Source organism: Streptomyces sp. N35, assembly GCF_016464295.1.
Taxonomy (GTDB): domain Bacteria; phylum Actinomycetota; class Actinomycetes; order Streptomycetales; family Streptomycetaceae; genus Streptomyces.
Genome location: NZ_JAEIMH010000006.1, coordinates 1 through 26482, shown reverse-complemented (window position 1 = coordinate 26482; position 26482 = coordinate 1). Strand labels below are relative to the sequence as shown.

Annotated in this window: 25 protein-coding genes and 1 pseudogene; 11 read left to right on the top strand and 15 right to left on the bottom strand. The window is 71.0% G+C overall.

Annotation, left to right across the window (positions count from 1 at the left end):
• Positions 1 to 195 precede the first annotated feature (195 nt).
• Both JAO81_RS04720 and JAO81_RS04715 read left to right on the top strand, forming a co-directional pair.
• Positions 196 to 561 (top strand): SAV_915 family protein, encoded by a 366-nt coding sequence (locus JAO81_RS04720; protein ID WP_199546473.1) that lies wholly within the window; start codon positions 196 to 198, stop codon positions 559 to 561.
• Between the two features lie 45 nt (positions 562 to 606).
• Positions 607 to 939, top strand: coding sequence for a glyoxalase superfamily protein (locus JAO81_RS04715; protein ID WP_199546472.1), 333 nt, complete (start codon positions 607 to 609; stop codon positions 937 to 939).
• A 68-nt stretch (positions 940 to 1007) separates the two neighbouring features.
• Here JAO81_RS04715 and JAO81_RS04710 read toward each other — a convergent pair whose 3' ends face one another.
• Positions 1008 to 2219 carry an MFS transporter gene (locus JAO81_RS04710; RefSeq protein WP_199546471.1) on the bottom strand — a complete coding sequence of 404 codons (1212 nt, stop codon included), beginning with the start codon at positions 2217 to 2219 and terminating at the stop codon, positions 1008 to 1010.
• Positions 2220 to 2388: 169 nt separating this feature from the next.
• On the opposite strand from JAO81_RS04710, the gene JAO81_RS04705 reads away from it, so the two are divergent.
• A complete protein-coding gene (locus JAO81_RS04705) occupies positions 2389 to 3363 on the top strand; it encodes a DUF5937 family protein (RefSeq protein WP_199546470.1) in 975 nt (324 codons plus the stop codon).
• A 533-nt stretch (positions 3364 to 3896) separates the two neighbouring features.
• Here JAO81_RS04705 and JAO81_RS04700 read toward each other — a convergent pair.
• Positions 3897 to 5534, bottom strand: coding sequence for an amidohydrolase (locus JAO81_RS04700; protein ID WP_199546469.1), 1638 nt, complete (start codon positions 5532 to 5534; stop codon positions 3897 to 3899).
• Between the two features lie 57 nt (positions 5535 to 5591).
• Positions 5592 to 7073 carry an APC family permease gene (locus JAO81_RS04695; RefSeq protein WP_199546468.1) on the bottom strand — a complete coding sequence of 494 codons (1482 nt, stop codon included), beginning with the start codon at positions 7071 to 7073 and terminating at the stop codon, positions 5592 to 5594.
• A 123-nt stretch (positions 7074 to 7196) separates the two neighbouring features.
• On the opposite strand from JAO81_RS04695, the gene JAO81_RS04690 reads away from it, so the two are divergent.
• Complete coding sequence (locus JAO81_RS04690; RefSeq protein ID WP_199546467.1) at positions 7197 to 7889, top strand: TetR/AcrR family transcriptional regulator; 693 nt, start codon at positions 7197 to 7199, stop codon at positions 7887 to 7889.
• A gap of 27 nt (positions 7890 to 7916) precedes the next feature.
• Here JAO81_RS04690 and JAO81_RS04685 read toward each other — a convergent pair whose 3' ends face one another.
• Positions 7917 to 8483, bottom strand: coding sequence for a TetR/AcrR family transcriptional regulator (locus JAO81_RS04685; protein WP_199546466.1), 567 nt, complete (start codon positions 8481 to 8483; stop codon positions 7917 to 7919).
• Positions 8484 to 8558: 75 nt separating this feature from the next.
• Between JAO81_RS04685 and JAO81_RS04680 the strand changes: the two genes are divergently transcribed.
• Complete coding sequence (locus JAO81_RS04680) at positions 8559 to 9683, top strand: alpha/beta hydrolase (protein ID WP_307813144.1); 1125 nt, start codon at positions 8559 to 8561, stop codon at positions 9681 to 9683.
• Between the two features lie 65 nt (positions 9684 to 9748).
• Here JAO81_RS04680 and JAO81_RS04675 read toward each other — a convergent pair whose 3' ends face one another.
• The 3 genes from JAO81_RS04675 to JAO81_RS04665 form a co-directional block, all read right to left on the bottom strand.
• Positions 9749 to 10378 (bottom strand): LysE family translocator, encoded by a 630-nt coding sequence (locus JAO81_RS04675; protein ID WP_199546465.1) that lies wholly within the window; start codon positions 10376 to 10378, stop codon positions 9749 to 9751.
• A 158-nt stretch (positions 10379 to 10536) separates the two neighbouring features.
• Complete coding sequence (locus JAO81_RS04670; protein WP_199546464.1) at positions 10537 to 11040, bottom strand: pyridoxamine 5'-phosphate oxidase family protein; 504 nt, start codon at positions 11038 to 11040, stop codon at positions 10537 to 10539.
• Between the two features lie 25 nt (positions 11041 to 11065).
• On the bottom strand, positions 11066 to 12541 hold the full coding sequence (locus JAO81_RS04665) for an MFS transporter (RefSeq protein ID WP_374194259.1): 1476 nt from the start codon (positions 12539 to 12541) through the stop codon (positions 11066 to 11068).
• A gap of 174 nt (positions 12542 to 12715) precedes the next feature.
• On the opposite strand from JAO81_RS04665, the gene JAO81_RS04660 reads away from it, so the two are divergent.
• Positions 12716 to 13687, top strand: a complete 972-nt coding sequence (locus JAO81_RS04660; protein ID WP_199546463.1) for a LysR family transcriptional regulator — start codon at positions 12716 to 12718, stop codon at positions 13685 to 13687.
• Here JAO81_RS04660 and paaK read toward each other — a convergent pair.
• The 3 genes from paaK to JAO81_RS04645 all read right to left on the bottom strand — a co-directional run bounded on the left by paaK (position 13638) and on the right by JAO81_RS04645 (position 17375).
• Complete coding sequence (gene paaK / locus JAO81_RS04655) at positions 13638 to 14945, bottom strand: phenylacetate--CoA ligase PaaK (protein ID WP_199546462.1); 1308 nt, start codon at positions 14943 to 14945, stop codon at positions 13638 to 13640. The two genes, JAO81_RS04660 and paaK, sit on opposite strands and share 50 nt — an antisense overlap.
• Positions 14946 to 15172: 227 nt before the next feature.
• The gene (locus JAO81_RS04650) at positions 15173 to 15889 is read right to left on the bottom strand and encodes an aspartate/glutamate racemase family protein (RefSeq protein ID WP_199546461.1); all 717 of its coding nucleotides are present in this window, start codon (positions 15887 to 15889) and stop codon (positions 15173 to 15175) included.
• A gap of 4 nt (positions 15890 to 15893) precedes the next feature.
• Positions 15894 to 17375 (bottom strand): NCS1 family nucleobase:cation symporter-1, encoded by a 1482-nt coding sequence (locus tag JAO81_RS04645; protein ID WP_199546460.1) that lies wholly within the window; start codon positions 17373 to 17375, stop codon positions 15894 to 15896.
• 207 nt (positions 17376 to 17582) lie between these two features.
• On the opposite strand from JAO81_RS04645, the gene JAO81_RS04640 reads away from it, so the two are divergent.
• Entirely contained in the window at positions 17583 to 18239 is a 657-nt protein-coding gene (locus JAO81_RS04640) for a GntR family transcriptional regulator (protein WP_199546459.1), read from the top strand.
• Positions 18240 to 18380: 141 nt separating this feature from the next.
• Here JAO81_RS04640 and JAO81_RS04635 read toward each other — a convergent pair whose 3' ends face one another.
• Positions 18381 to 18881 (bottom strand): N-acetyltransferase family protein, encoded by a 501-nt coding sequence (locus tag JAO81_RS04635; protein WP_374194258.1) that lies wholly within the window; start codon positions 18879 to 18881, stop codon positions 18381 to 18383.
• Between the two features lie 102 nt (positions 18882 to 18983).
• Here JAO81_RS04635 and JAO81_RS04630 point away from each other — a divergent pair.
• Both JAO81_RS04630 and JAO81_RS04625 read left to right on the top strand, forming a co-directional pair.
• Positions 18984 to 19715, top strand: a pseudogene (locus JAO81_RS04630) (alpha/beta hydrolase); the annotation flags it as partial.
• Positions 19716 to 19759: 44 nt separating this feature from the next.
• Entirely contained in the window at positions 19760 to 20611 is an 852-nt protein-coding gene (locus JAO81_RS04625; RefSeq protein ID WP_374194261.1) for an alpha/beta fold hydrolase, read from the top strand.
• 117 nt (positions 20612 to 20728) lie between these two features.
• Here the strand turns inward: JAO81_RS04625 and JAO81_RS04620 are convergent, their stop codons facing one another.
• The gene (locus JAO81_RS04620; protein ID WP_199546458.1) at positions 20729 to 21331 is read right to left on the bottom strand and encodes a TetR/AcrR family transcriptional regulator; all 603 of its coding nucleotides are present in this window, start codon (positions 21329 to 21331) and stop codon (positions 20729 to 20731) included.
• Positions 21332 to 21405: 74 nt separating this feature from the next.
• On the opposite strand from JAO81_RS04620, the gene JAO81_RS04615 reads away from it, so the two are divergent.
• Positions 21406 to 22437, top strand: coding sequence for a hypothetical protein (locus JAO81_RS04615; protein ID WP_199546457.1), 1032 nt, complete (start codon positions 21406 to 21408; stop codon positions 22435 to 22437).
• A gap of 177 nt (positions 22438 to 22614) precedes the next feature.
• Positions 22615 to 23958 (top strand): MFS transporter, encoded by a 1344-nt coding sequence (locus tag JAO81_RS04610; protein WP_307813143.1) that lies wholly within the window; start codon positions 22615 to 22617, stop codon positions 23956 to 23958.
• Between the two features lie 82 nt (positions 23959 to 24040).
• On the opposite strand, the gene JAO81_RS04605 is transcribed toward JAO81_RS04610, so the two are convergent.
• The 3 genes from JAO81_RS04605 to JAO81_RS43310 all read right to left on the bottom strand — a co-directional run bounded on the left by JAO81_RS04605 (position 24041) and on the right by JAO81_RS43310 (position 26383).
• The gene (locus JAO81_RS04605; protein WP_199546455.1) at positions 24041 to 24427 is read right to left on the bottom strand and encodes a nuclear transport factor 2 family protein; all 387 of its coding nucleotides are present in this window, start codon (positions 24425 to 24427) and stop codon (positions 24041 to 24043) included.
• 81 nt (positions 24428 to 24508) lie between these two features.
• The gene (locus tag JAO81_RS04600) at positions 24509 to 25276 is read right to left on the bottom strand and encodes an NAD(P)-binding domain-containing protein (RefSeq protein WP_199546454.1); all 768 of its coding nucleotides are present in this window, start codon (positions 25274 to 25276) and stop codon (positions 24509 to 24511) included.
• A 27-nt stretch (positions 25277 to 25303) separates the two neighbouring features.
• On the bottom strand, positions 25304 to 26383 hold the full coding sequence (locus JAO81_RS43310; RefSeq protein WP_267912975.1) for a HEAT repeat domain-containing protein: 1080 nt from the start codon (positions 26381 to 26383) through the stop codon (positions 25304 to 25306).
• Positions 26384 to 26482: the final 99 nt, after the last annotated feature.

Below are 26482 nucleotides of genomic sequence, written 5' to 3'. Positions count from 1 at the left end.
TACCGAAGCGGGGGCAGATGCGCGCACCAGACCCCGCGCCCCTGGCGAGATCCGAGAGAGACGCCTCAGGGCTGAACGGTCGCGTCAAACGCGCGTCAGCATGGTGAGACGGCTGCGCACGCCTGGCGCACCCGGGCATATCGTCGCTGCAGCAGCGATCGCCGTCCGGGCCCGCACGCTCTTGAGGAGTACGCCATGTCGTCAGCCGCTCTCGCCGAGGACGCCGAGCCTGGTGAACAGCGCCCGGCCGGACCGCTGTTCGTCCCCGTCCGGCCGGGTCCCACGGGCATGAGCCCCCGCTTCTTCCGCACGCCCCTCGGCTTTCGCACCGCCGTCGCCTTCACGTCCGAGCAGCGCCTCACCTCACTCCTGGGCGCGTACCACCCCCGTATCCGCCTGTCCGAACCGGCCCTGCGTGCCCTGGCCGCCCCGGTCGGGATCGAGCTGCTCACGGTGGATCCGCTGTTCTCGGCGCCACGGCCGAAGAGGACCGGGGCACAGGACCGTACGGTCGGACGCAGCATGCCCCGGCGTGCAGTGAGCGGCCGTACGACCTGCTGATGCCGTAAACGATGTGCGCCCTGGGCGGTCTGCGACGATGGCGCCATGAACGAGGAAGCGATTCCCATTCTCCGCGTCGAGAACGCTGCGGCGGCGGTCTCCTGGTACGAGCGGCTGGGCTTCACCCAACAGTGGGAACACCGTTTCGCGCCGGAACTTCCCGCGTTCGTCGAGGTGGCCCGGGGCGGGGTGCGGTTGTTCCTGTCGGAGCACAGCGGCGATGCCCGCCCCGACACGTTGGTCTACCTCCGCGTTCTGGATGTCGATGTCATCGCCTCCGAGTTCGGTGTGCGGGCGGAGGATGCTCCGTGGGCGCGTGAGATCGAGCTGCGTGGCCCCGACGGCAACCGGCTGCGGATCGGCACGCCGACGGGATGACCCTCACCGGCAGCGTGCGGCAGGAGGCTGTGCGGGTGGGCTGAGCGAGCCGCACGGGCGGTGCCGCCTCAGGGCGCGCTGTTCTCCTCGGTCCTCGCGGGTACGGGGGCCGCAGCGGGGTCATTCGTCGCCCTCAGTCCGCGGGCAAGCGTCAGCGTCACCGTCAGTGACAGGCACCCCATCGCCGCGATCGCCGCTGCCGGCGACGTGAGTTGGGCGAGGGTGCCCGCGAGGGTCGCCGCGACGCCCTGCATCGTGAGCATGCCGGAGGTGTGCAGGCCCAACGCGTGGCCGCTCAGCTCATGCGGGGTCAGGGACATCAGGCGCTCCTGCTGGATCAGGCTCGCCGCGAAGCCCACCGAGGCGAGCGCGGCGAGGGCGAGAGCGACCGGCACGGCCGGACGCAGCGCGAAGAGCGGATAGGGCGCGGCGAGCAGCAGCAGGAGAGGTATGCCCAGGCGGGGGCGCCAGGCCGTGGGGACGAAGCGGCCGACGAGGATGTCGCCGAGGAGCATGCCGCCCGCGGCGCACGCGAAGAGCAGCCCCGCCTGCGCAGGCGCGTACGAGACGAACAGCGACTCGGCGCCGACCACCAGACCGTTCGGCACCCAGAGCGCGAGATACACGCGGCGGCGCGAACGGCCGGACCACAGCAGGGCGTTGGTGCGCCAGGTCTGCGCCACGGACGGCCTGCCCTGTGCGCGGGCGGGCCTGCGGGAGAGGCCGAAGCGGGCGGAAGCCGCCGAGACCAGGTAGAGACCCGCTGCCACGAGCAGCGTCCCGCGCGCGGAGAGCGTGACCACGAGCAGACCGCCGAGCGCGAATCCGGCGATCTGCATCGTGCCCGCACACATGTTGAGCAGGGACCGGCCGAGGACGTAACCGTCCCTGGGCAGCACCTCGTTGACCAGGCCGTACCGCACCCCGCCGCCCAGGGCTCCGGCCATGCCGAGGACCAGAAGTACGGCGAAGGTCCCCCGGACAGGCATCCCCGGCAGAGCCTGCACCGCGGTACCCGCCGCGAACAGCAGCGCCAGGCCCGTCATCGCGGCCCGCGGCGGCAGCCGGTCGGCCGCGGAAAGCAGCAGGGTCGCGCCGAGCACCTGGGCGAGCGAAGGACCGAACATCGCGAGCGCGGTCAGCAGCGGTGAGCCCGTCGCCGTGTGGACGAGCGTGCCGAGCGCCAGACCGCTCATCGTCTGTCCTGCGACATGTCCGGCGGAGGCGAGGAAGAGGGGCGTGAACTCCGGGGTGGCGAAGAGGTCGCGATAGGTGCGCATGGGGGTGTTCTCGCAGGGCGCGGGCGACGGAGGTTAATGTTTCGCGCACGTGCGAAAGCAAGGGGAAGCACGAGCGAAAGCGAGAGGAAGCGCACGCGAAAGCGAGAGAAGCGCACGCGAAAGCAAGAGGAAGCGCACGCGAGGCAAGAGAAGGCGGTAGGAGCAGCCCATGGGTCTGTGGCTCATCAGCACCGACACCCTCGCCGACAGCCGCTTCGTGATCTCCCCGCTCGCCGAGACCGCCGCCGCCCTCAAGGCCCTGGAACGCGGCACCCCGCACCACCCCGGCGAGCACGCCTGGCTGGGGGCCCATCTGCCCGCCTACCGCGAGCGCCTCGCCGCCGATCCGCTCACTGCGCGGACGATCAAGGCCGCCCTCGGCCCCACCTGGACCGCTGACTATCTGACCCCCACCCCGGACCCGGACGGGAGGCAGTCGTTCGAGGAGGAACTGGAAGAGATCCGAGGGACCCCTCCCGCGACCGCGCGCGAGGATCTGACACTCGCGCTCGGCGGCCCGCTCCCGCCCGCTCTCGACCGCGACGATCTGCCGCAACGCACCGCCGACCTCCTCGACTGGGTCTGGACCCACACCGTGCGGCCGGACTGGGACCGCCGGCGCCGGATCCTCGAGGCCGATATCGCCGCCCGCACCGCCCAGCTCGGCCGCAGCGGGTGGAGTGCCGCGCTCGACGGGCTGCGGCCCGGAATGCGCTGGCTCGGTGACGGCAGGCTGCGGATCAACGCGTACGACTATCCGCCGCGCCAACTGGACGCCACCCAGCTGCTGTTCGTGCCGGTGACCATGAAGGGCGGCTGGGTGGCGTGGCGCCCCGACGGCAGCCGGCACGCCCTGGTGTACGCGTGTTCCGGCGTGCTGGCCGAGGCGGGGCGTGCGCACGTTCCGGAGTCCCTCGGCGCGCTCCTCGGCCCGGCGCGCGCCCGGGTCCTCGTGCTCCTCGACACACCGAAGAGCACCACCCAGCTCGTCGCCCTGACCGGCCAGGCACTCGGCTCGGTCGGCCGCCACCTGAAAGTGCTGCTCGACTCGGGTCTCGCGGTGCGCCGCAGAGCGGGCCGCTCGGTCCTCTACTTCCGGTCGGCCGCGGGAGAAGTCCTGGTCAATGCGGCATCGGATGCGTGAATCACCCGCTCCAGGCGGGTTTCTGACGGTCGGGCCCGGTGTCCTGACGGCGCGTCAATCAGCCACTCCGTATTCCTGACGCGATGTCAAACGATCGGCGGAACTTGCTGACGGTTCGTCATCCGATTGGACCCCGCCGAGCGGCGGGGCGACGGCGGCGGGGTTCTCCTCGGGGGCGGGACATGGTGCTGCCTATGTTGCGGAGAAGGCTCCGCCCCGTGGCCCGTGGAGGAGCGGATGTACCGGCAGGAGATAGGCGTGGGCTCCGGTCACGTCGCTGTCCTCACCTGGTGAGGGCGACCGGAGTCGAGGAGCGGCCGATCGATGCGCGAGGCGTCCTGCTCGGGGACGTGTCACGAAGCCTGCGGCCCGTCCGTCCGGAACTTCCGGATGGACGGGCCGCCGCGCGTTCACGGACTGGCCCCGGCCCGAGACCAGGCCTCAGCGCGAGAACACCCGCACACCTGCCTGGGCCCGAGAGCGCGCCTCAGCGCGAGAACACCCGCACACCCGCCCCGCCCCGAGACCACGCCTCAGCGCGAGAACACCCGCACACCCCCCACGAACGTCTGCTCCACCCGAGCCTCGCAGATCTCCTCCGGGTGCCCGGCGAACGGATCCCTGTCGAGGACCGCCAGATCCGCCAGATACCCCGGCGCGATCGTCCCGGTCTCGTCGTCGAGGTGGTTCACATACGCGCTGCCCGCCGTGTACGCGGCCAGCGCGGCGCCCAGGTCGATGCGCTGCTCCGGCAGGAACACCCCGGTCCCCTCAGGCGCCTCCGGGAGCCGCCGGTTGACCGCCACATGCAGCGCCTGCACGGGGTCCGGACTGCTGACCGGCCAGTCGCTGCCCGCCGCGAGCGTCGCCCCCGAGCGCAGCAGCGCACCGAACGGGTATTGAGTCGCCGAGCGTTCGGCGCCGAGGAACGGAATCGTCAGCTCGTCCATCTGCGGTTCGTGCGCCGCCCACAGCGCCTGCAGATTGGCGCTCGCGCCCAGGGCACGGAAGCGCCCGATGTCGTCCGGGTGCACGACCTGGAGGTGGGCCAGATGCGGCCGCGTATCGGAGAAGCCGTTGGTGCGCCGCGCCACCTCCACCGCGTCGAGTGCCTCGCGTACCGCACGGTCGCCGAGCGCGTGGAAGTGCACCTGGAATCCGTGCGCGTCCAGCGCGGTCACGTACTTCTGGAGCTCCTCGGGCGGGACGAAGCTGATGCCGCTGTTGTCCGACGTACAGCCGCAGCCGTCCAGATACGGGGTGAGCAGGGCGGCCGTGTGGTTCTCGGCGATACCGTCCTGCATGATCTTGATGCTGGTGCAGCGCAGCCGGCCCACCGTCCCCGCCTCGCGCCGGGCGAGGAGTTCGTCGAGCTGCTCGGTGCCGCGCGCCCGGTCCCACCACAGCGCGCCCACGACGCGCGCGGTCAGCCGGCCGTCGCCCGCCGCGGCGAGATACGCGGGCGTCGGATCCTTGAGGTTGCCGAGCTCGCCGAGGAGCGCGTCCTGCCAGGCCGTGATCCCGAGCGAGTGCAGCAGCTCCTGCGCGCGCAGGAGGCCCGCGATCGTCTCCTGAAGGGTGAGTTCGGGCAGCAGCCTGCCGACCAGGTTCGCGGCGCCTTCCTGCAGCATCCCGGTGGGGGAGCCGTCGGCGTCCCGCTCGATCCGGCCGTCGTCCGGATCGGGTGTACGGGCGTCGATCCCCGCCCGTTGCAGGGCGCGGGAGTTGACCCAGGCGCCGTGGTGATCGCGGTTGGTGAGGTACACGGGCCGGTCGGGCACCAACGTGTCCAGTTCGGCGGCCGTGGGCAGGCCGCCGGGGAAGGCCTCCATCGCCCAGCCGCCGCCCGTGATCCACTCGGCGTCCGGGTGCGCGTCGGCGTAGTCGCGGATCCGGCGGCGGTACTCGTCCAGCGTCGTCGCGCCGCTGAGATCGCACTGCCCCAGCTCGATCCCGCCGCCGACCGGGTGCACATGGGCATCCTGGAAGCCAGGGATGAGCAACTTCCCTTTCAGGTCGACGACTTCGGTGCGCGGCCCGATCAGCTCGCGCACCTCGTCCTGCCCGACGGCGACGATCCGCTCCCCGCGTATCGCGACGGACGTGGCCCTCGTGCGGGCGGGGGAGACGGTGTGGACAGGGCCGCCGGTGAAGACCAGATCGGCGTGCATCGCGGAACTCCTTGCGGTGGGGACGGTGTGCGGTAGGGAAAGCGGTAGGAAAAGGGCTCAGTCACTGGATTCGGGAGCGGCGAGCGAGAAACCCCGCTTCTCGAAGTAGGGCGAGCGCCGCCGGTACTTCGCCCAGGCGGCCATCACCAGTCCGGACGCGACCACCGTTGCGGGTACGGCGAGCATGAACCAGCCGTTGTCCGGGCTGAGTTCGAAGTGATCGCTCATCGTGAAGTACGAGTGTCCGAGATAGCCGCCGATGCAGAGCAGGGCGATTCCGGACAGTCCCGGTGCGAGCACCGAGCGGACGGCCTGCCCGGGAGCGGTGCGCAGATCGGAGCGGAAGCGCACGGCGCAGGCGAGTGCGGTGAGGCCGTAGTACAGGGCCACGATCAGGCCGATGGAGTTGACCGCGGCGAGGATCATCTCGTTCAGCTTCGGGATGGCGAGCGCGAGGAGCGCGACGACGGCGGCGATCGCCATGACGGCGACGGTGCCGGCGGCCGGTGACCCGTAGCGCGGACTGATCCTCGTCCACAGCGGCCCCATCGTGCGGTCGCGTCCCATCGCGTGCAGCCCGCGCGCGGTCGGGATGACGCTGGACTGCAGGGACGCCACGGCGGAGCACATCAGCGCGAGCAGCGGCAGCGTCGCCCAGGGCTCGGAGGCCAACTGCTCGCCCAGATACGTGAGTCCCTGCGGCCCCTGTTCGATCAGCTCGGTCAGTGAGAACTCGCGCTGGAAGGCGACGGACCCGTACAGGAAGATCGCCAGCATCGTGAACAGGGCGATGAAGCCGCCCCGTCCCACGTCGCGGGTGTCCTTGGTCTCCTCCGTGACGCTGAACGCCGCGTCCCAGCCCCAGAAGAAGAACACCGCGAGCACAAGACCCTGCGCGAAGGCCGTGCCGTCCCCGATCGCGAACGGGTCGAACCAGGACCAGTCGAAGGCGTGCTCCCCGGTGACGATCGCCCAGCCGCAGAACACGAGCAGTACCGCGTACTCGAAGACGAGCAGCCACGTCTGGAAGCGCGTCGCATGCCGTACGCCGGTGACAGCCGTGACCGTCACGGCGGCGAGCGCTCCGAGCCCCAACACCGTGCTCAACGCGGTCGAGTTGGGGTCGAGCCCGATGCCCAGGAGCTCGTGCAGGCCCGCCTTGTTCGCGAACTGCAGGACCACCGAGCCGGTCACCGCACTCGTGTACGCCATGAAGATGACGGTGCCGACGAGCGTCACCCAGCCGGTCAGAAAGCCGAGCCAGGGGCCGATCGACTTGCCGACCCACACGTATCCGCTGCCCATGTTGGGCTCGGAGCGGTTGAGGCGAGCGTAGGCGGTGGCGATGCCGAGGATCGGCAGGAAGGCGACCAGGAGGATCGCCGGCGCCTGCAGCCCGACGGTCGCGGCGAGCGCGCCCATGCCGATGCCCACGCTGGTGGTGGCGGCGGTACTGGACGCGGCCAGCGCGACGCCGTCGACGACGCCGAGGGAACGGTGCAGCCGCGGGGGCGCGCCGGAGGACGTAGAGCTGTTCATCGTTGAGCTCCTCAGGCCAGGGACAAGGAGTGATGCACGAGCCGAGCGGAGGCGATGAGCAAACAGCCTTGCCAAAGTTGCGTCAATGGTGTTGACATAAGGGCGGCCGAGGGAGGGAATGCCATGGCGGCAGGGCGGGTTCCGGTCGAGCGGCGGCGGCGCAGACCGACCAAGGCGGGCACGGTGCTGACCGAGGAGCTGATCGTCGACTGCGCGTTGCGTCTCGCGGGCGAGCACGGCGCGGAGGCGCTGAGCGTGCGGCGGCTCGGCGCGGCGCTCGGCTGCGATCCGAGCGCGCTGTACCGGTACTTCCACGACACCGACGATCTGCTGCTCGCCCTGGCCGACCGGATCATCGGCGAGACCATGGACGGCTTCGCGCCCGAGGGCGACTGGCTGGCGGGGCTGCGCGAGATGGCCCACCGCGTCTACGGGGGATACAGCCGGCATCCGAAGATCGCGGCGCTCGCCGCGTACCGCGTGACGCGCCGACCCCATGAGTTCCGGGCGGTGGAGATCGGGATCGGCCTGATGCTGCGCGGCGGCTTCGACCAGGCCGCGGCGGTACGGCACTACGCGGCCTTCATCGACACGGTGCTCGGTCACGCGGCCCTGGACGCGGCGCACGCCGCGCTCGCCCCCGAGCGGCGGGGCGCGGACACACGGGCCTGGGCGGAGGCGTATCAGGCACTGCCGGCCGATACGTACCCCCAACTGGCCCAGGTGCGGGGCGAATTGCCACTCATGGCGGTCAGCTCCTTCGAGACCGCGCTCGAGCTGTTTCTGTCGGCGCTGGAGGTGCGGGCGGGGCGCTGACCGGTGATCGGTGGGCGGGCAGCGCTTTCACGCGGGCCCGTACACCGTCTCCAAGAGGCCGTCGACGAACCCTTCGAGGTCGTCGAGCCCGGCTGCCGCCCGCGTGGCGGGACCCTCGGCGACCAGGTGGGGAAGCGCGGCATGCAGGGCCAGCGTGACGGTGGTGGCGCGCCGCGGGGTCACGGGCAGACCTGCGGTGCGCTGGGCTTGCTCGAAGTACGCGAAGTCGGCGGCGGCGAAGGCGTCGAGCGGCTCCGCCAGCCACGGAGTCCGAACCGCCTGGCGCTGCAGCTCCAGGAGAGCCAGCACGCGCACCCGGCCGGGCCCCCGCACGTGTTCAAGGAGCGTACGCAGCAAGGCGGTCAGGCCCGCACGGTCGACGGGGGCAGGTCTGGGGATGGCCGCGTGCAGCTCGATGATCCGCTGGGTGCTCGCCAGCAACAGCGCGTCCCTGGTGGGGAAGTAGTTCTTGGTGGTCCCCTGTGGCACACCCGCGGCGGCGTCGACGGCCCGGTGCGTCAGGCCCCGGCTGCCCGCTTCCGCCAGCACGGCGATGGCCGCGTTGCCGAGCTGATCGCGTCTTTCCTGGTTCACGTATCCAAAAGTACCCCATCCGTGGTACCACAGGTGGGGTACTTTCCATGAAAGCGTCGAACGGGGTTGGTTCCAGTGGCTGTTGGCTATGCGTCGACCGCGGTGTTGGCCGCACTGATCACGGTGTTCTGTTTAGTAAGGATCCGCGGACCGAAGCCGCTGTTCTACTTCAGTTACCGGCTCGGTTTGGTCTTCAACGAGCTGCCGCACCTCGCCCTCTACGGCCTGACGGCATCGACGGCGCTGGCCTTCGTCGAGGGCGATATCGCCACAGCTGCCGACTGGGCGGCCGTCGCTCTGGCCGCTGCCTCGGCCGCCGGTCTCGTGGTGGTGGCCCGCCGCGGGATACGGACGGCGCCGGTGGTCAGGCGGGCGCTGGACGAGGCGCTGGGCCAGGGCTTGGCGACCCGCCGCCGTCCACCGCTGGCGCGCATCTTGCTCCGTCCCGTCTTCCGGCGCCGCGGGGACGTCAAGCGGGTGCGCAATCTCAGTTACGGGGATGCGGGCCTCCGCAACCTCCTCGACGTCTATCACCACCGCGCGCGCCCCGAGGGTGGCCCCGTGCTGATCCACTTCCACGGCGGCCACTACGACCAGGGCCGTAAGGACACCCAGGCACTGCCGCTGCTCTACCGGCTCGCGAGCCAGGGCTGGGTCTGCGTCAGCGCCAACTACCGCCTGCGGCCCAACGTTTCCCACCCGGACCACCTCATCGACGCGAAGAGGGCCATCGCCTGGGCCCGCGAGCATGCCAAGGAGTACGGCGCGGACCCTGCGGCGGCCGTGTTCGTGACGGGAAGCTCCGCGGGCGCGCACATGGCCTCGCTCGCCGCCCTCACTCCCAACGACCCCGCATATCAGCCCGGGTTCGAGGGTGCGGACACCTCGGTGACCGCCGCCATCGCGCTCAACGGCTATCTCAGGTCGTACTTCGACGGCGATCCCGCGACCGACCCGGCGCTGCTCGCGCGGCCGGACGCCCCGCCGTTCCTGATCGCGCACGGCGACCTCGACGAGCTGGTGCCGACCGAGAACCCCAAGGCACTCGTCACCACCCTGCGCGCCGTCTCCACCTCCCCGGTCGTGTACGTCGAACTCCCGGGCGGCCACCACGCCTTCGACCTCTTTCACTCCTTCCGCTTCGAGGCGCTGATCGACGGCATCGAGGACTTTGCCGCGTGGGTGAGGAAGGGCCGCTAGGGCGCGTCTTTCGGATCAGGCCGGGCCGCGACGCCTGATCCGAAAGACACGCCCTGGGCGTGAGCTCAGCGGTCGATGGCGAGGGTGGCGCCCAGGCCGATGAAGAGGGTTCCGGTCGCGGCGTCCATCCTGCGGCGCACCGCCTCACGGCCGCGCAGCCAGCCGCCGAGCCGCCCTGCCAGGACACCCACCGTCCCGTCGGCCAGGAACTCCAGGACGATCAGGACGGCGCCGAGGACGGCGAACTGCAGCCAGACCGGCCCCGCCGCCGGATCGACGAACTGGGGCAGGAAGGCGGCCATGAACGCGAACGTCTGCGGGTTGGCCATCGAGGACACCACGCCATTGAGGAAGGCACGCCGCCCCGGCATCCCGCCGGCGACGGGATCGCCGGCCGGCGTTGTCTTGCGGCGCCGGATCATCTGCACACCGAGGTGGATCAGATACGCGGCACCCGCGATCCGAAGCACCGTGAACACGACAGGGAATGCCGTGAGCAATGCGGCGAGTCCGGCGGCCGCCGCGACGATGTACAGCGCATCTCCTGTGATCACGCCCGCGGTGGCCAGCAGCCCGGCGCGGGCACCGCCCCGCATGCCGCACCCGAGCACGAACAGCATGTCGGGCCCCGGGGTGACCAGGGCGATGACCGTGCTCAGTGTGAACGCGGCGAGAAGGTGCGCATCGACCGGCATCGGGCGATCTTCCCATCTGCCGCGGCCCGGAGGAATCGGGTTGCCGGAACTGCCGTGTCTGCGGGGAGCGCGAGGGTGGTGCGCAAGCACGGTGCGCAAGCGCCGTGCACACAGCGCGCCGGACCGGGGCTCATTGCGGAACCCCGGCCCGGCCCGCTCTAGGCGCCCGGCACCAGAGCGGTGTCGGCCCGCCACATCGTGCTGCGGAGATCCGACCCCCGTACGAGCTGGATCCGCCACGGCTCGATGCGGATCACGTGGTACTCGGGATCCTCAGGACCGCCCCGCCAGTAGTGCACCGGGTCGTACCCCACCCCCGGCGGGCCGCCCCTGCGGTAGAGGTCCCAGGCGTGGTGCTTGGTGGCCTCGTCGTCGGCCCAGGTGGAGAGGGCGTCGACATGGACGGTGTTCTGGCGAGGGTTCCAGTAGGAGTACGTGGTGTGCGGGCTGTGGGCCAAGTGGGCCGTCTTCACCGGGGTCTTGTACGCCGCGAGCCAGCCGACCGGGCGGCCGTCGACGACCTCCCACACGGGGAGCAGTACCCGGGCGCGGGGGCGGTTCTCGCGGTCGACGGTGATCATCGTGGCGTACTTGATGTCGCGGATGTAGCTGAAGAACGTGTCCTGGAGGTCGCTGAAGGCGTCGACTCGGTTGGTGGGCATGGCGGGTGGTCCCTTCGGGGAAAGGTCAGCGGGCGGTGGGGAGTTCGGCCGGGGCGGCGGTGTCGACGGCCGGTCCGCCTGTCGCGGTCACCGTGCCGGCGGATCGGGCCCGAACCCCGAAAGCGCTGATGAGCGCGGCGAGCAGGGCCGCGGCGAGCGGCACCCACAGGGCGGACCGGTAGCCGTCGAGGAGTGCGGACGGTGCGTTCGACGTGGTGGCCGCGACATTCACGGCCGTGGCCGCCGAGAGACCGAGCGCCGCCCCGAACTGGAAGGACGTGTAGAGGAGTCCGCCGGCCAGGCCCTGCTCCTCCTCCTTGACGCCCTCGGTGGCCACGATCGTCAACGGACCGTAGGCGAGGGCGAACGCGATGCCGAGCAGCAGCAGGCTGGGCAGCATCGCCAGATACGTCCAGTCGGCGCCGACCGGCAGGAACAGGGCGTACGAGAGCGAGGCGGCGAGCAGGCCGCCGAGGATGAGGCGCGCACTGCCGAAACGGGCCACAAGGCGGGGCACGAGCAGCGGCGAGAGGATCGCGTCGATCCCGATGACGATCATCGCGAAGCTGGTCTCGAGCGTGGACCAGCCTCGGAGTTCCTGGAGATAGAGGACGACCAGGAACTGGAAGCCGAAGAAGCCCGCGGCGAAGAGCAGCCCGGCGAGATTCGCGCGCACCAGGGCGCCGCTGCGGAAGATGCCCAGACGCACCAAGGGGTTGGCCGACCGCGCTTCGATGACGACGAACGCGAGCAGTGAGGCGAGACCGGCGCCCAGGGTGAGCAGGGTCTCGACGAGTCCGGTGTGGGAGGCACGCTCCACGCCCAGGACGATCAGCACGATCGCGGCGGTGACGGTCAGGCCGCCCGCCAAGTCCACGCTCCGGCCGGTGCGTTCGGGGCGCGGCGTCCTGGGGACGAGGGTGAGCGCGGCGAGCAGGATCAGCGCGGAGAGCACCACCGGGGCGAAGAACACCCAGCGCCAGCCGACCGAAGTCAGCAGACCACCGACGACCAGGCCGATGGAGAAGCCGCCGGCCCCGGTGCCGGAGTAGACGAGCAGCGCCTTGTTGCGCTGTGGGCCCTCGGCGAAGCTCGTGGTGATGATCGACAGGCCGGCCGGGGTCATGAACGCCGCCGCGACGCCCGTGACGAACCGGGCCACGATCAGCATCCAGCCCTCGGAGGCGAGGCCGCCGAGTCCGGAGAAGAGCAGGAAGACGGTGAGCCAGAACACGAACATCTGCCGGCGCCCGAACAGGTCGGCCGCGCGGCCGCCGAGCAGCATGAAGCCGCCGTAGCCCAGGACGTAGGCGCTCATCACCCACTGCAGGGAACCGGTGGACAGGCCGAGGTCGGCGCGGATGGACGGCAGGGCCACATTGAGCATGGCCACATCGATGCCCTCCAGGAAGATCGCGCCGCACAGGACGAGCAGCACGCCCCAGTCCCGGCCGCTCAGGGCGTCTGCTGATTTATGCGGATACGTACGGGGCGAACTCATGGCGGTTCCTCTGAGGGGAAGGGAGTGGGGGCCGCCTCCTGGCGGCTTCCTCACCTTCGGCCAGAGCGAGCGGGCGGAACAACGGCGATGATCGCAACGTTCGTTCAACCAGGCTTACCGATCCGCTGTGACCTGGGAGGCCTCGACGAAACGCCACGCGACCTGGGGGACTTGATGGAACGCGATGAACTGGAGTGCTTTCTCCTGCTCGCCGAGGAGCTGCACTTCGGCCGCACCGCCGACAAGCTGCGGCTCTCCCGCGCGCGCGTGAGCCAGCTGGTCCAGCGGCTCGAACGCCGCGTCGGTGCCCCGCTGTTCACCCGCACCAGCCGCCGGGTCGCCCTGACCGCACTCGGCCGTCAGCTCCGCGAGGACCTCGCACCCCTGCACCAGGGCATCGAGGACGCCCTCGCCCGGGCCGCCGCCACCGCGCGCGGGATCGACACGGTGTTGCACGTCGGCTTCGCCAACCCGCTCACCGGCGAGATCGTCCTGAAGGCCACGGAGGCGCTGCGCGTCAGCCACCCCGGGCTCGCCGTGGAGATCTGCGAGGTGCCGCTCACCGATCCGTACGGACAGCTGCGCAACGGGGACTTCGACGTCCAGCTGCAGGAGCTCCCCGTACAGGAGGACGATCTCGGCGGCGGGCCCGCGCTGCTCGCCGAGGAGCGCGTCCTCGTGATCGGCACGGCCCATCCGCTGTCCGCGCGGGACTCGGTGTCCGTGGAAGACCTGGGGGAGGTGCCGCTGCTGCAGCTCGAAGGCGCATTGCCGGACTACTGGCGCGAGCACCACGTACCCACCCGTACCCCGGCGGGCCGCGCGATCCCCCAGGGCCCCAGCGTGACCAACATGCAGGAAGCCCTGATGCTCATCGCGGGCGGCAAGGGTGCGCTGCTCGCCCCCGCGCACACGGCCACGTATTACGCGCGGCCCGGTGTCGCCTATGTCCCCTTCAGTGACGCGGAACCGGTCCACTACGGGCTGGTCTGGCGGGCCGGTCAGGCGCCCGGCCCGGTCGAGGCCTTTGTGCGGACCGCGCGCGAGGTGGCGCGGGACCTGGCGGCCGGGGATCCGCGCAGTTCGGTTCCCGGGCTCAGCTCGCCGACGCGCTCCTACGCGGCCGCTCGTCCACAATCCGCTTGATCTTCCCCACCGATCGCTCCAGCGTCTCGGGATCCACGATCTCGACCCCGGCCGACACACCCACCCCGTCCTTCACCGCCCGCGCGATGGCGCCCGCCGCCGCTGCCCGTTCCTCGGCGGTGGCATCGGCGCGCGCCTCCGCCCGTACGGTCAGGGCGTCGAGGCGGCCCGCACGAGTGAGCCGCAGCTGGAAGTGCGGGGCGACACCGGGCGTGCGGAGCACGATCTCCTCGATCTGGGTCGGGAAGAGATTCACCCCGCGCAGGATCACCATGTCGTCACTGCGGCCGGTGATCTTCTCCATACGGCGGAACGCGGGCCGGGCCGACCCCGGCAGCAGACGCGTCAGGTCCCTTGTCCGGTAACGGATCACGGGCATGGCCTGCTTGGTGAGCGAGGTGAACACCAGCTCACCGGGCTCGCCGTCCGGCAGCACCGCTCCGGTCACCGGATCCACCACCTCCGGGTAGAAGTGGTCCTCCCAGATGTGCAGCCCGTCCTTGGTCTCCACGCACTCCTGCGCGACACCCGGGCCCATCACCTCCGAGAGCCCGTAGATGTCCACGGCGTCGATCGCGAACCGCTCCTCGATCTCCGTGCGCATCTGCTCGGTCCACGGTTCGGCGCCGAAGATGCCGGTGCGCAGGGAGGTGGTGCGCGGGTCGATGCCCTGGCGCTCGAACTCGTCGAGGAGCGTCAGCATGTACGAGGGCGTCACCATGATGATCTCGGGGCGGAAGTCCTGGATCAGCTGGACCTGGCGTGCGGTCATCCCGCCCGATGCGGGCACGACCGTGCAGCCGAGCCGCTCGGCCCCGTAATGCGCGCCGAGGCCGCCCGTGAACAGGCCGTATCCGTACGCCACATGCACGATCTGTCCCGGCCGCCCGCCCGCCGCGCGGATCGACCGGGCGACCACATCGGCCCACACGTCCAGATCACCCTCGGTGTACCCGACCACGGTCGGCCGCCCCGTCGTTCCGCTGGACGCGTGGATGCGCCGGATCTCGGAGCGCTCGACGGCGAACATCCCGAAGGGATAGTTCTCCCGCAGATCGGCCTTGGTGGTGAACGGGAAACGGGCGAGGTCCGCGAGCGAACGGCAGTCCCCGGGGTGCACTCCGGCCTTGTCGAAGGCGGCCCGGTAATGCGGCACGTTCCGGTACGCATGCTCCAACGTGTCCCGCAGCCGCGTCAGTTGGAGCAGCTGGAGCTCCTTTGCGTCGAGCCGCTCACCCGCGTCGAACATGTCCGTCATCCGCCGTACTCCTGTCCCGTGCCGTCCGCGCGCGCCCGTATCGTTCCGGCGGCCCGTACCGTCCACTCACGCCCGTATCGGGCGACCGATCATTCGGTTGAGCTGCCGGGATCAGTAATTCAGGAGGGGGCGGCCGCGGACAAGAGGTATGCGCCGGGGAGTTGGGGGAGGCATGCCACGGCGCGGCGGCTCCCGGAGTGGGGCCGCCGCGCCGCGCGCAGGGCTGCTCACCGTTCGGGCGGCCCCCACCGGCGCCGCTTCGGCAGCGGATCCGCGTAGCCGCCCGCCTTGCTGGTGGTGAGGCCGAGCGAGACAAGCGACTCGGCGAGTTTCACCGCGGCCGCCACACCGTCCACGACCGGCAGTCCGAGCTTGTCGCCGACGGCCCGCTGCAGCCCGGTCATCCCGGCGCAGCCGAGCACCAGGACCTCGGCGCCCGCCTCCTTCGCGCGTTCCGCGGCCTGTACGAAGGCCTCCAGCGTCCGTTCCGGATCGCCCAGTTCGAGGACGCCGAGCCCGGTACCTGTCACCGCCGCACAATGGGCGAGGACCCCAGCTGCGTGGAGGCTGTCCTCGATCTGGCCGCGGGTCCGGTCGAGGGTGGTGATCACCGCGTAGCGCCGTCCGATGAGACAGGCCAGATGTGCGGCCGCCTCGGTGATGTCGACGACGGGTACGCCGAGCAGTTCCCGTGCGCCCTCACGGCCGTGCTCGCCGAACCCCGCCATCACGACGGCGTCGCACGCGCCCTCGTACCGCCGCAGTGTGTCGAGCACCGCGGCCGCCGACAGATAGCTGTCCAGCCACCCCTCGGCCGACTCCGGGCCCCACTCCGGCGTGAGTCCGGTGACGGTCGTCCCCGGGCTCGCGGCCGCGCGGGCGCCGGCCACGATCTCCTCGGTCATGGCCGCGGTGGTGTTGCAGTTCGTGACGAGCAGGTGCATGCGCTCAGGCCTCCGGCTGCGCGGCCCGCTGGGCCGGGACCACCGGGGTGGCGGCGCGCTCGGCGCGGCAGATCGCCGCGTACAGGGCCGCCGAGATCGCCACACCGATGAACCAGGAGTACGGAGCCGCCGCGTCGAAGGCCGGCGCCAGCGCGAGCACTGCGGTGATCGCCGCACTCGGCACGAACGCCCACAGGGCCTTGGGGTTGAAGCCCTTGCGGTAGTGGTACGGCGAGTCGGGACCGGCGTTGAAGAGCTGGTCCACATCGATCCTGCCGCGCTTGACCCAGAAGTAGTCCACCATGATCACGCCGAACAGCGGTCCGAGGAAGGCGCCGAGCCCGCCCAGGAAGTAGTTCACGACTGTCGGGTTGGAGTAGAGGTTCCACGGCGTGACGAGCAGTGCCGCGACGGTGGAGATGAAGCCGCCCACCTTGAAAGTGATCTTCTGCGGCCAGACGTTCGCCAGGTCGTACGCGGGGGAGACGAAGTTGGCGACGATGTTCACGCCCATGGTGGCGATGGCGAAGGTCAGGGCGCCGAGGAAGAGCACCAGGGTGTTGTCGACCTTGGCGACGAGCAGGGCGGGGTCGGTGATGGCCTCGCCGTACACCTCCATGCTGCCGGCGGTCACGACCACCGAAAGGACCACGAACGCGGTGGAGTTGATGGGCAGGCCCCAGAAGTTGCCGCGCTTGACGGTGCGGTAGTCGGGAGCGAAGCGGGAGAAGTCGCAGAAGTTGAGCATCAGGGTGCCGTAGGTGGCGAGGATCAGGCCGATCGCCCCGAACCACAGCCGGACCTGCTCCCCGGTGTCCACCGGGTGGAAACTGTCGGTGAGCGAGATGGTCCAGTCGGCCTCGGACAGGATCCAGATCGCGAGCGCGATCATCACGACCCAGATCGCCGGGCCGCAGAAGTCCTGGAACTTGCGGATGGACTCCATGCCCTGCGTCATGATCAGCGCCTGGAGCACCCACAGGGACAGGAACGACACCCAGCCGAGCGCGTCAAGTCCGAGGAACGAGTGCTCGGTCCAGGATTCAAGGCCCGGCCAGGCGGCGAGCAGCATCACGTTCACGGCGACCGAGGCCAGATAGGTCTGGATGCCGTACCAGGCGATGGCGATCACCGCGCGGATCAGCGCGGGGATGTTCGCACCCCAGACGCCGAAGCTGATCCGGCTGATGACGGGGAACGGGACGCCGTGCTTCTGGCCCATCTTCCCCATCGCGTTCATCCCGATGTAGATCAGGATGAAGCCGACGAGCAGGGAGGTGAAGACCTGCCAGACGCTCATGCCGATGACCAACAGGCCTGCGGCGAACGTGTAGTTGCCGAGGTTGTGCACATCGGACATCCACAGCGCGAACAGGTCGAAGACCTTCCACTTGCGCTCCTTGGCGGGCGCGAGGTCTTCGTTGGTGAGGCGGGGATCCGGGGTGGTGGGGGCACCCGGAGGGCGCGTGCCGTCGAGGACGGACATGGAGCCTCCATGGGACGGGGACAGGAGGGAGCGGTGCGTTTGGTATACCAAGCGCGACGCGGTCATCGTCCCGCCGCCACCGGCACGCGGCAATGTCCCGTCGGTTACGAGTAGGTAAAAGGAGCGGCTGTCCTGGGTGACCGATCGCGTCCGGCCCATGTCGCCCCCGGCCACGTGCATTTGGGTCGCGGCAGGTTAAATGAGCTCATGACCACTGCTGAACGCGCGCTCGGAGCCGTGCGCGAGAAGGTGCTCGCCGAGCTGCGGCAGGACATAGTCGCCGGCCGGCTGCGCCCGGGGGACCGTCTGGTCGAACGGGAACTGGCCGAGCGCTTCGGGGTGTCGAGGGTGCCCGTGCGGGAAGCGGTGCGCGCCCTCGTCGCCGAGGGATTCGTGTACTTCGAGTCGCCACGGCGGGCGCTGGTGCGGCGCCTGGACGCCACCGACGTCCAGGAACTCTTCGAACTGCGCGAGGCGTTGGAGGTCTACGCCGCCGGTCTCGCGGCCGAGCGGGCCACCCCGGAGGCGCTCGCCGATCTGGCGGAGCTCCTCGACCGGGCGACCGTGGCCACCGAGGCCCAGGACGCCGAGACGATCACGGACGTCAACACCCTGTTCCACGACCGGATCCTCGCCATGGCGGGCAATGGGCTGCTGATGTCGGTGATGGAGCCGGTCGACGGCCGGATGCGCTGGATGACGCGGCGCAACGAGGAGTGGCGCACGCTCCTCGAGGAACACCACGAGCTGTACGCGGCCCTCGCCTCGGGCGACCGGGACCGGGCCCGCGCGAGCGCGTTGACGCACGTGCAGACCAACTACCGGACCACGGTGCGGCAGTTGTTCGGGGAGACGGAGAGCTAGGGACCGGTGTTCGGGAAGACGGGAGCTAGGGACCGGTGTTCGGGAAGACGGGAGCTAGGGACCGGTGTTCGGGAAGACGGGAGCTAGGGACCGGTGTTCGGGAAGACGGGAGCTAGGGACCGGTGTTCGGGAAGACGGGAGCTAGGGACCGGTGTTCGGGAAGACGGAGAGCCGACGACCCGTCGGCGGGCGCCGCACCATGAACACATCCACGGGGTCCTCGGACTCCAGGACGAACCCGTGCCGTTCGTACAGGCGCCGGGCGGGGCTTCCCTGAAGGACGTTGAGGCGTACGGTCTCGCCGGCGGCGTCGGACGATGCGAGGACGGTGCGCAGGACCGCCGAGCCGAGGCCGCGGCCCTGCAGCTCGGGGCGGAGGTAGAAGTGCTCCAGCCAGCGGCAGTCGTCGGCGGGGCGCAGGGCCACGCAGCCGGCGAAGGCGCCGTCGTACAGGACGAGGAAGGTGTGCGCGGGGGTGTAGGCGTCGAGGAAGCGCCGGCGGACCCGCTGCGGGTCGAAGCGGCCGAGGCGTTCGAGGTCCGGGCGCAGCACGACGGCCCGCAGTTCGGCGATGGCCTCGCGGTCGTCCGGTTCGGCGGCCCGCAGCGCCAAGCGCTCGCCCACCTGCGTCGATGCATGCACGGGGGCAGTCTCTCAAGACGTTCCGTGGCGTCCGCGGGCGGGTGCGTTCACCACTGGTGAATTGCCTTGCCACGGCGACGACCCCGCTGTGAGGATCACGCCATGCCCACCTTCACAGCCCCGGACGGAACCCGCCTCGCCTACCGCACGGCGGGCACCGGCGAGCCGCTGATCTGCGTGCCCGGCGGGGCGATGCGCGCCGGCGCCTACCTCGGTGACCTCGGCGGTCTCGATGCGCACCGGCAGTTGGTGTTCCTGGATCTGCGGGGCACGGGCGCCTCGGACGCACCGGCCGACCCGGACACGTACCGCTGCGACCGGCAGGTGGGGGACATCGAGGCGCTGCGGGAGCATCTCGGCCTCGACCGCGTCGATCTGCTGGCGCACTCGGCGGGCTCCAACCTCGCGCTCCTGTACGCGGCCGCCCACCCGGCGCGGGTGCGGCAGCTCGCGCTGATCACCCCCACCCTGTGGGCCGTCGGCATCCCGGTCACGCCGGAGCAGCGGAGCGAGGCGGCGCGCCTGCGCAGCGGCGAGCCTTGGTTCGACGAGGCGTGGCCCGTCTTCGAGGCACGGCTGCGCGGGGAGGAGGCGGAAGGACCCTTCCAGGCCTTCTTCTACGGCCGGTGGGATGCGCAGGCCAAGGCGCATGCGGCAGACAGCCCCATGCAGATCAACATGGAGGCCGCGCTGCGGTACGGGTCGGAGGGTGCCTTCGATCCGCCGGCGACCCGGGGCGCGCTCGCGGCGCTGGACGCGGACGTGCTGGTCCTGAGCGGCGAACTGGACGGCTGCCCGCGCCCGCAGGTTGCCCGTGAGCTGGAAGAGGTCCTGCCCCGGGCGCAGTTCGACGTGCAGCCCGGTGCCGGGCACTTCCCTTGGCTGGACGATCCGGGCGCCTTCCGCCGTACGGTCGCCGCCTTCTTCGACCCGTCCGTGCACAGCGCCCGCACCGTACGCGGGCGCCTTGCCTACACCGTGAGCGGCCCGGCGGGCGCGCCGCCCGTCCGCCCGGGCCCCCGCCCGGGGGCCCGCCGCCCCCGCCGGGCCGGCAACGCCGCCCCCCCCCCGCGGGGGGCCCCCTCCCCCACACGGGGGGGGGCCGGGCGCCCGCCCCGCCCGTCGCCCTGGCCCACGGCCGTGGCGCCGACCGCCGCGACTGGACGGACATCGCCGCCGACCTCGCCGCCGACCACCGCGTGTACGCGCTCGATCTCACCGGGCACGGGCTCAGCGACTGGCCCGGTACGTACTCGTTCGCGGGCTTCCGTGACGACCTGTGCGCCTTCATCGAGGACCGGGGCCTGGCGGGAGCCACGGTGATCGGCCACTCGATGGGCGGGGCCGCGGCCTGGCTGCTCGCCCAGCGGCAGCCCGCTCTGATCGGGCGCCTGGTGATCGAGGAAGCCCCCGCGATGGTGCCGCTCGAACCCCGCCGCGGCCCGGCCCGACGCCCCGACGGCGCACTCGGCTTCGACTGGCCCCTCGTCCCCGACACCGACCGTGACCTCAACGATCCCGACCCGGCCTGGCGTGCGCGGTACGCGCGGATCACGGTCCCCACGCTCGTGATCGCGGGCGGCGCCAAGAGCCATGTGCCCCAGGAGCAGATCGCCGCGATGGCCGCCGCGCTGCCGGACGCACGCCTCGTCACGATCGAGGCCGGACATCTCGTACACGAGGAGAACCCGCGCGCATTCCTGGCAGCTGTACGGGAGTTCGGCGTCTGAGGCCCGCAGGGCCGTTGGAGGTAACCCGGACCCGCAGGGCCGCTGGAGGTCACCCGGACCCCAGGGCCGAAGGGGGTCACCCGGACCCTCAGAGCCGAAGAAGGTCACCCGGACCGTTCAGCTCTCCCGTCGTGGCTCCGACAGCTCTGCCAGGTGGACGGCGATGACAGCGCGCATCGATTCCGCGGTGCAGGCCTCCGGCCGCATCGCCGCGTGCACGGCCAAGCCGTCCACCAGCGCATGCAGCCTGGCCGCCGCCAGCTCCGGGTCACGGTCGGGTCCGATGAGTCCGGTCACCAGGCCGCGACAGCCGTCGCGGAGCCTGTCGTAGCTCTCCTCGCGCAGCGCGCGCAGTGTCGGATCGGTCATGGAGCGGGCGGTGAAGGCGAGCCATACCTCGTTCTCCGCCCGCCGTTCGGCGTCCAGCGGCAGCAACTCGGCGACCACGGTTTCGGCACGCCGCAGGGGGTCGCACTCCGCGCTGAGCGCGGCAGTCCGCTGCTCGATCCGCTGCTCGATCCGGTCGATGACCATTCGCATGGCGAAGACCATCAACTCGGACTGGCTGCTGAAGTAGTGCCGCAGCGAACCCGCCGAAAGACCGGCCTCCTGCGCGACGTTGCGGACCGAGGCCTGCTCGAGGGAGTCACGCCGGATCACCCGCCATACGGCCTCGGCCAGCTCTGTGCGGCGGAGTTGAGGGTCGACCACTTTCGGCATGGGCTCTTTATAACACAGTCGTGCTACGTTAACTGCTCCGGTGCACTCGCGCCGAAGAGCCCGCGGAGGCGCACATGCAGCCCACCCGCTCCAACTCTCCGGAACTCAACGGCCCGCCGCGCTGGGTGTTCCTGCGCTCTCCCGTCCTGTGGGCGGTCGCGGCCGGCTGGCTGACCGTGAACGTGCTCGTCCTGGCCCTCGCCGACGAACGGCTGCCCTTCGACTGGCCGTCCACCGCCGAAAGCACGCCCGGGGGACGCCTGGTGGAGGCCAACGTCGCCCTTGCCGAAGTGCTGCTCCTCATGGGTGTCACGGTCCTGCTGACCCGCCGGCGCACCCGCCCCGACGTGGCCGCGCGGGCACCCGAGCGCTCCGTCGCCCTGAAGGAGACCCTGCTTCTGCTGGCGTACGGGGCCGGCGGCCTCGCCCTCGGCTTCGTACTGGCGCGCTCGCTCGGCTGGGACCCGTTCGGCTTCCACCTCGCGGGCACGCTCTATGGGACCCATGAACATGTCGGCGCGGCCGAGGCCGTCACCTGGGCTCTCTACAACCTGGTCGTGTACGCCGTCCTGCCGCTGCTGTTCTTCCGGCGCCGCTACAGCGCCGAGGACCTGAACCTGCGCTCGGCCGACCGTCGGGCCGACGCCCTGCTGATCGGCGTGGTCCTCGTGGTCGAGTCCGCGGTGCAGTTCGCGGTCCTCAGGCCGGAGCTCTTCGACCTCGATGGACGCCAACTGCTCCTCGGCGTACCTGCCGCGTTCGCCCTCTACTTCGCCGGCACGGTCCTGCCCGCGATGGTCTTCATCTACGCGATCCTGCTGCCGCGGCTGCGCAAGCTCACCGGCTCCACAGCGGCCACTGTCGTCCTGGGCGGCCTTGCCTATACGGTCTTCCACCTGTGGGACGCCTGGACACGGTTCACCACACCAGGCGACGCGGTCCTGTCGGTCAGCTTCCTGCTGCTCACCTACTTCGGGCCCGGGATGATGAAGTCGGTCCTGACCCTGCGGACGGGGAACGCCTGGGTGCATGTGTGGGCCTACCACGCCTTCGCGCCGCACACGCTCGCCGATACACCCCATGTGGTGCGCATCTTCCGGATCTGAGCGGCCGGACCCCTGGAAGAGCCCCGGGCATTCCCCGCGTACGTAAGGGAGTTCGGCCTCCGAGTCGCGCAGGAACTCGGGCACAAGATCTTCTGCCGGACCGCGCCCTGGCATAACCTTGCCGTTCTTCGGCGAGGGGGACGCCGTCCGCCCCCGCATGTCGACTTGGGGGCTCGCGTGACCGCATTGCTCAGTCCGGCCGTGGCGCGCCGGCGGTACGTCACCGTCTGTGTGCTGTTCTGGCTGCCCGCCGGGCTGGCCGTCGCGCCCGGGATTCTGCTGTTCACCGAGCGGGGGATGGGTCTGGCCGCGATCGCGGGCTTCTTCGCCGCCCACTCCCTGACCGTGGCGCTGCTCGAACTCCCCACCGGCGGACTGTCCGACGTCATCGGACGTCGTGCGGTGCTCGCCGCCGCCGGAGTCTTCGACTGTGCCGCGTTCGCGCTCGTCGGACTGGGCACCAGCGCCTGGATGCTCGCGCTCGGCATGGCGCTCAAGGGCGTCGGCCGTGCGCTGCACAGCGGGCCGGCCGAGGCCTGGTACGTGGAGACCGTGCAGGCCCACTCGGGCCCGGACGCCGACCTGCGCACCGGACTCGCGCGCGGATCCACCGCGACCTCGGCGGCGCTGGCGGTGGGCACCCTGCTCGGCGGCGCGCTGCCGTGGCTGCTCGGCCTCGGGCCGGAGCTGGGGGACCGGCTGAACGAGGCGACCGGCGGACAGATCCTCGCGCTGTCCGTCCCGGCGCTGATCGCCTCCGTGCTGTCGCTGGTGTTCGCCGTGTACGTGATGACGGCGCTGCCCGAGAAGCCCCGGCCCCGTACGACACTGGGCGCCACGCTGCGGGGTGTGCCCGCCACCGTGGTCGGCGGGCTGCGGCTCGGCGGCCGCGACCGGATCGTGCGACGGGTGCTGCTCACCGCGGCCGCGGTGGGAGCGGCCCTGTGCGCCCTCGAACTGCTCACGCCGGGCCGTGCCGCGGCCCTGACCGGAGCGCCCGAGTCGGGCGCTGTGCTGTTCGCCGCCCTGGCCTGCACCGGGTTCGTGTGTTCGGGCGTCGGCAGCCACTTCGCGCCGCTCGCGGCACGGCTCGCGGGCAGCGGTTCACGGGCGGTGATGGTGTGCCTGGCCGTCGCGGGAGGGGGACTGGTGGCGCTCGCCGTGACGTCGACGACGGACGGCGCACTCCCTGTCGTCGTGGCCGTCCTGGGCTACTGCCTGGTCTACGTAGGCCTGGGCGCCGCAAGCCCCAACCAGAACGAGCTGCTCCACCGACGCGTCACCAACGAGGGGCGTGCCACAGCCCTTTCCGTACAGTCCCTCGCGCTCCAACTCGTCGGCGCCCTGGCCGGACTCGTCGCCGGCTCCCTGCCACCGGGGCCGCTGCCGTGGCTGGTCGGGGCGGGGGCGCTGCTGATCGCGGCGGTGCTGTGGGCGGGACGCGAATCCGGTGCGATGAGCCCGGCACCCGCCGAGGCGCCGAGCGCCAAGCCCACGGAAACGAGTGCCGAGCCCGGCTAGCGCTGTGACCGTACAGGTTCGCCGGTTGGCCGTCGTGGCGGTTGGATGTGCGGTGACGTCCGATCGGACCGCTACGGGCGCCTCAGGAAGCGGACGGCTCGATCTCCCCCGCGAAGACGATGACCTGGTCGATGAGGCTCCGCCGCAGATGGACGACGTCCGTTCCCGCGAGGCGGGGGCCTCCATCCGGCGTCGTGAAGACCCACTGGTACCGGGCCCACTCGCCCGGCATGTCCACCGCCGAACAGCGCACCATCGTGCCGGTCCCCGCGGGGTGGCGCCGGATGTCCAGCACGAACCGCTCGACCGCCTCGATCCCCTCACTGCGGCCCAACGGTCCCCAGAAGACCACGTCCGAGGTGAGGGCCTGGGAGAGCAGCGCAGTCACATAGCTGTCGTCCGAGGCGTTGAACGCGGAGATGAACGTGTCGATCGCGGACCGCGCGGTCTCTTCCTGCTCTTCCTGCATGCACCAGTAATACCAGTCGCCTCGCGGACCGCGCTCGTCCCGTGAGCCGTCTCCCGACCACAGTGAACCCTCCCGGTCACATCACCGGCCGAGGTCTCCGAGCAGTCCGTCCAGCGCCGTGGCGAGCGCCGTGCTGTTGGCCTCGTCGAACCAAGTGGTGCGGATGCGCTCGTTGTTGCCGCCCGGAGTCTCGTGGTCGGCCGCCAACTGCTGCAGGGTGTGGGCCTCGTCGCCCAGCGAACGGCCGACACCCTGGAAGAGGCTGCGCACGTAGCGTTCCGCTGCGTCGTGGGCGATGCCCTGTTCGCCGGCCCACGCCGTCAGGGCGGCGAGGTAGGCGTAGTGGGTGGTCAGCGTCCCCGTCAGCGCGGAGAACACGTCGAAGGCCGCCTCGTCGGCGACGGGAAGGACGCCGCCCAACTCCTCGAACAGGGCGTCCACCAGCGGATGCGACGGGCAGGTCACGGTGACCGAGCGGCGCTCTCGTACGGTGGGCAGGGGGATGGCCCGTACGATCGGGGCCTCACCGCCGAGCGTCTTGCGCAGCTCGTCGTTGCGGACCCCGGCCATCACGTTGACCACGGTTCTGTCGCCGTGCACGCGCAGCCCGGCGAGCGCTTGGTGACGCTGATCGCGGCGCACGGCGATCAGGACGATTTCCGAACTGTCCACCACCGCTTGGTTGTCGGAGCACACGCGCACGGTCCTGTAACGCCCGGCCAGCTCCGCCGCCGTGCCCGCACCCCGCGGCGACAGGTACACCTCCGGTGCCTCGTCGACTCCCTCGCACAAGCCCTCGACGAGGGCCCGGCCGATCTCCCCGACGCCGATCAGACCGATGCGCTTCACGGTGACTCCTTCTCGCTCGGTTCTCGTTCAGTTCTCGCTGAGACACTGCTGTGCAGTGGTCCGCACCCCGGGATCGGGATCTTGCAGGGCCTGCTGGAGGGGCACGTCGTGCTTCCACCAGTGCAGGGACAGGACCGCCAGACGGCGCGTGGTGGCGTCGGGATCCTTGGTCATGACATCGGTCAGCTGCGGAATGATGCGGCGGCCCACGGCGGCGCCGAGTGACCGCACCGCAAGGACAGAGACCGCGTGACGGCGGATCACGGCATGAGGCGAACGCAAGGCGTCAAGAACCGTGTTCACCTCCTCGGCCCGGATCACGCAGTAACTGCTGCCCGGACGCAGCGCCGCCACCACCGCCTCGCTCAGCCGGGGCCGATCCACCAGGAAATGTTCCAGCGGCCCGTAGTCCAGCGGCGGTGGTGAGGCGGTGTGGTCGCGGAAAGCGGTGAAGGGCGCCGCCACCGCCGCCACGACGGTGTCGTCCGGCAGGGGGGAGGAGGCAAGCACCATGTCGAGCCGCCCCAGCCGGGACAGCGCCACCGCGACCCAGCTCAGGTCATGCCCCGTGGTGTTCCGCAGAGCGTCGGAGAGCGCCTCGACCACCTCGTCCGAAGCGTCCCCGATATCAGCGAGCAGCTTCGCCGCCTGCCACCGGTCCGGGCCCTGGGACAATGCGTCGATCAGAGCCGGCACCGCATCCAGCCCCAATGCGCACAGCGCCTTCTCCGCTTTCTCGCGCCCGACCGGACCGTCCCGGACGCTGAGCGCCCTTACGTAGCGGACGGCGCGCTCCCCAGGTGCCAGGGCCGCCACCTCGGCGGTCCAGGCCGCCGCCTCCTCGTACACGGGAAACAGCCGTCGCATCTCGCGGACGCCGAGGACCCGCCGCAGCAGTCCCTCCTCCGCGTCGTCGTCGGTCAGGACGACCACGACGAAGCCCTGATCAGTCACACCTTCCGCACGGAGTGCCTGACGCGCCCGCTTGCACACCCGGGTCAGCGTGGTCAGGTACCGGGCGAACGTCCGCTCCCAGTGCCGCACCGAGCTCCGGCAGGCCTCCTCGGTCAGGGTCCGCTCCCAGAACTCCCCACGCTCTGCCGGCAGCCAGGCGTCCCATACGGTGTCCCAGTCGGAGATCTAGCTCGGCCGCCTCGACGCGGTCACCGTCGGCGTGCACGACGAGGTACGGGGGCCGGCCATCCC

Bases quoted from the DNA above. Each gene is read 5' to 3' on its own strand.
- JAO81_RS04675 (WP_199546465.1), bottom strand. From the start codon at position 10,378: ATGCCGGTCGATGCGCACCTTCTCGCCGCGTTCACACTGAGCACGGTC.
- JAO81_RS04690 (WP_199546467.1), top strand. From the start codon at position 7,197: ATGGCGGCAGGGCGGGTTCCGGTCGAGCGGCGGCGGCGCAGACCGACC.
- JAO81_RS04615 (WP_199546457.1), top strand. From the start codon at position 21,406: ATGCAGCCCACCCGCTCCAACTCTCCGGAACTCAACGGCCCGCCGCGC.
- JAO81_RS04695 (WP_199546468.1), bottom strand. From the start codon at position 7,073: ATGAACAGCTCTACGTCCTCCGGCGCGCCCCCGCGGCTGCACCGTTCC.
- JAO81_RS04620 (WP_199546458.1), bottom strand. From the start codon at position 21,331: ATGCCGAAAGTGGTCGACCCTCAACTCCGCCGCACAGAGCTGGCCGAG.
- JAO81_RS04640 (WP_199546459.1), top strand. From the start codon at position 17,583: ATGACCACTGCTGAACGCGCGCTCGGAGCCGTGCGCGAGAAGGTGCTC.
- JAO81_RS04715 (WP_199546472.1), top strand. From the start codon at position 607: ATGAACGAGGAAGCGATTCCCATTCTCCGCGTCGAGAACGCTGCGGCG.
- JAO81_RS04710 (WP_199546471.1), bottom strand. From the start codon at position 2,219: ATGCGCACCTATCGCGACCTCTTCGCCACCCCGGAGTTCACGCCCCTC.
- paaK (WP_199546462.1), bottom strand. From the start codon at position 14,945: ATGACGGACATGTTCGACGCGGGTGAGCGGCTCGACGCAAAGGAGCTC.
- JAO81_RS04645 (WP_199546460.1), bottom strand. From the start codon at position 17,375: ATGTCCGTCCTCGACGGCACGCGCCCTCCGGGTGCCCCCACCACCCCG.
- JAO81_RS04665 (WP_374194259.1), bottom strand. From the start codon at position 12,541: ATGAGTTCGCCCCGTACGTATCCGCATAAATCAGCAGACGCCCTGAGC.
- JAO81_RS04700 (WP_199546469.1), bottom strand. From the start codon at position 5,534: ATGCACGCCGATCTGGTCTTCACCGGCGGCCCTGTCCACACCGTCTCC.
- JAO81_RS04660 (WP_199546463.1), top strand. From the start codon at position 12,716: ATGGAACGCGATGAACTGGAGTGCTTTCTCCTGCTCGCCGAGGAGCTG.
- JAO81_RS04605 (WP_199546455.1), bottom strand. From the start codon at position 24,427: ATGCAGGAAGAGCAGGAAGAGACCGCGCGGTCCGCGATCGACACGTTC.
- JAO81_RS04670 (WP_199546464.1), bottom strand. From the start codon at position 11,040: ATGCCCACCAACCGAGTCGACGCCTTCAGCGACCTCCAGGACACGTTC.
- JAO81_RS04705 (WP_199546470.1), top strand. From the start codon at position 2,389: ATGGGTCTGTGGCTCATCAGCACCGACACCCTCGCCGACAGCCGCTTC.
- JAO81_RS04720 (WP_199546473.1), top strand. From the start codon at position 196: ATGTCGTCAGCCGCTCTCGCCGAGGACGCCGAGCCTGGTGAACAGCGC.
- JAO81_RS04650 (WP_199546461.1), bottom strand. From the start codon at position 15,889: ATGCACCTGCTCGTCACGAACTGCAACACCACCGCGGCCATGACCGAG.